Origin of the sequence: Aminiphilus sp. (assembly GCF_029975095.1) — a bacterium.
Taxonomy (GTDB): domain Bacteria; phylum Synergistota; class Synergistia; order Synergistales; family Aminiphilaceae; genus Aminiphilus.
On record NZ_JARKPW010000241.1, the window covers coordinates 1 to 2580 of the forward strand.

Genomic DNA, 2580 nt, shown 5'->3' on the forward strand with positions numbered 1-2580 from the left:
TGCGCCGCACTCCAATGTCCGCGTTCCGAAATCGCCGGCGACCTTCGAGCACGTCTCCGGTGATCGTGAAAAAACGGCTTCGGAAGTAGAGCTCCACCGATCCCCTCCGACGAGAGGCAAGCTCCCCGGTGTGCCCAAAGAGCACGTGGAGCCCGGTGTCGCTTGGGGAAACCTCGGTGTAAGAGTCCAAATGACCGAGGAAAAGTCGTCCCTCGCTGGAGAGCGGAAGGGCATCATCCAGATCGAGCCCGCCGATGCCGTCGCCGAGCGCAAAGAGAATGCCTTCCCCGCCCCGAAGTGCTGCGGCTACCGCGTCAAAACTCACCCACGTCGAGGAATCTGTGCAGCTCGCGCACGCCGTTCGATCAGCACGGAGCGGGAGCTTGCGCCCTTCTGCGGTGAGCTTCCACAGGGCAAAACGCGGACGGTCGAGGATCTCTCTCGGGAGGTTCTGACGAATCCGCTCCAGGAGAGCGCGAGGTGCGATGTCGATTGGCGGACGCATCAGAACAACCCCAACTGCGCAGGCTCTAGCCGCTTTGGTGGTCGCTTGACGTACCACCATTCCGGCGCGTGCTCCACGCCTTCGACCAGCTCGAAGAAGCGGAGGTCAAAGCAACGCCGCCGTATCCCTGCGATGGTCCGCACGTCCGGTTTTATGTCCCGGAGGTCCGCACGCCACACGAGGCGCCGCGAGTCTTCGTTGATGTAAAGCACCTTCGCCCCAAGGCGGAGTGCCTCCTGGAGCATTGATTCATCGATGGCGTGCCCCTTGCCTCCGAGGACGCGGAGGCGGTCCTTGCTTCGCTCGTGCTTGATCAACGCCTCGCCGCGGAGTTCGAGCACGATCTTTCCGCGATTGCCGTACCAACGTTTTCGGATTATACTTTCCATAGGAGAACCTCCCCCTTCTCCCGGTTCGCTGCCGGGAAGCTTTTGCGCCGCTTTCCCGCTGCAACGGGAGAGCGGCGTTTTTTTATTTCGCGCATCGCGCTATCCCGCGCTCGTCGAACAGCACATCAACGGAAGTTCCGAGCGCCTCGGCGATCTTCTCGCGCTGAGGCACTGTCGCACGAGAAAATCCACGCACCGCTTGATACACATGCGTCCTGTTTCCCCCGACACGTCGATGAAACGCATGGACCGACAGCCCCTTTTCTGCAAGCAGCCTTTCAATAACGGTCCGCACCGAGCCCCACCTCCTTTCGGCTTGCATTGTGGCGTACTAGCACGTATAATGCAGCATAAGATTTGGTCACTTTTGGAGGTGCAAGCGTGAAGGCGTTTCCAAACGACGGGGAGTTCCTCGATGCGCCCATCGAGCCCTGTTTCTTCAACCCGGTTCCGGAAAAAGGTTTCCGGCTCGTGGACGCAGGGACTGAGCTACGGCTGGAGGAGGTGCTTCCCTGCAAGGCTTCGTTGCGCGGCGAAGCCCGAAGTGTAAAGGTCATCGCCATCCCGCGAGGATACGAGGATGTTGATGCTGACCGTTGGTCGGCGAGACGCTTTCCGCTGCTGCTGCCGCAGGGAGGGCTCACACATGCGCGCAACGCCTTTGTCGATAGCCGAAAAACGCCGCTCTTCGTGAGGTTTTCTGAGCTGTCGGACGAGCAAAGCACTCTCACCTTCGCGAACGAATTTGGATGTCTCGTTGCCCACCCAAGCGTGGACCTTCGAGGGGAGCCTGGAGTGGCTCGACTTGAGCCCCTGAGCTTGTGGACGACCGAGGCTGCAAAAGTGCGAGCCGTTATGAACCTGGTGGCGATGTATGAAGACGGAGAGCCACTGCACGAGTACATACGCCACGACCGCGACAATAAGCGATACGTCTTGTGCGCGGAGGGGCTCAAGGCGTACTCCATCCCGTTTGAACCGTCGCTATCGCTGCGAGACGCGATGTATCGCTGTCTCGTAAGGCTGTTTAACGAGGAGCTGAGCGAAAAGCCCGTCGTTGTCTTCCGAGGAATTGAAGAGGGGAAGGTGAAATCCGTCCTCCAGCCGTGCGGGCTCCTCGCCGCAATTTGGCTACAGCTCTCACAGAGCTTTTTCGGAGACGGTCCGGAGGAAATTATTGTTCGCCGCTGCTTTATTACAGGGAAATACTACCCGATTGCAGAGCTTTCGCGCAGATACAAAGGTCCACACGCGGGGAAGTTCTACGATAGGAGGATGTGGCATCGGTTTCTCCAGCAAGAGAGAACCCGCGAAAAGGCACGAGCAGAGGGAAGAGAGGTGACAAAAAACAGGAAGGATAAAACGAGGTTCGTCGTGAGCGACATCTGATGAAGATACTGCGATCTTTCGGAACACGAAAAAAGCGCCCCTCTCGGAGCGCTACGGAAAACTTGACAATTGCCCTGGAGTTTCGGAAACCGCCGAAGTGGTTCAAAAAACCTTGGCAGGAGCACAAAAAAAGGGCTCCCTCATCGGGAACCCAGTGGTTGCAACGATTTTCTTTTTTACCAACGACCCCCTGCTTGTAAGGCAGGTGCTCTTCCGCTGAGCTATCCGCCCCCATGCCCACCGACGCGAGGCATAGTATATCGAGCTGCGGCAGGGATGTCAACACCTTTGCGACAA

The 2580-nt window shown here is 58.3% G+C and carries 4 protein-coding genes; 1 reads left to right on the forward strand and 3 read right to left on the reverse strand.

The window, feature by feature from the left end:
• The 3 genes from Q1K49_RS14735 to Q1K49_RS14745 all read right to left on the reverse strand — a co-directional run.
• Positions 1-505 (reverse strand): hypothetical protein (locus Q1K49_RS14735; RefSeq protein ID WP_300526724.1); only part of this gene is annotated, 505 nt, incomplete at its 3' end.
• On the reverse strand, positions 505-894 hold the full coding sequence (locus tag Q1K49_RS14740) for a hypothetical protein (RefSeq protein ID WP_029165549.1): 390 nt from the start codon (positions 892-894) through the stop codon (positions 505-507). The genes Q1K49_RS14735 and Q1K49_RS14740, both read right to left, overlap by 1 nt.
• Before the next feature lie 82 nt (positions 895-976).
• Positions 977-1189 (reverse strand): helix-turn-helix transcriptional regulator, encoded by a 213-nt coding sequence (locus Q1K49_RS14745; protein WP_029165550.1) that lies wholly within the window; start codon positions 1187-1189, stop codon positions 977-979.
• Positions 1190-1275: 86 nt separating this feature from the next.
• Here Q1K49_RS14745 and Q1K49_RS14750 point away from each other — a divergent pair, with 86 nt between their 5' ends.
• Positions 1276-2283 carry a hypothetical protein gene (locus Q1K49_RS14750; protein ID WP_029165551.1) on the forward strand — a complete coding sequence of 336 codons (1008 nt, stop codon included), beginning with the start codon at positions 1276-1278 and terminating at the stop codon, positions 2281-2283.
• Positions 2284-2580: the final 297 nt, after the last annotated feature.

Excerpts from the sequence above, each read along its gene's own strand:
- Q1K49_RS14740 (WP_029165549.1), bottom strand. The coding sequence starts at position 894 with ATGGAAAGTATAATCCGAAAACGTTGGTACGGCAATCGCGGAAAGATC.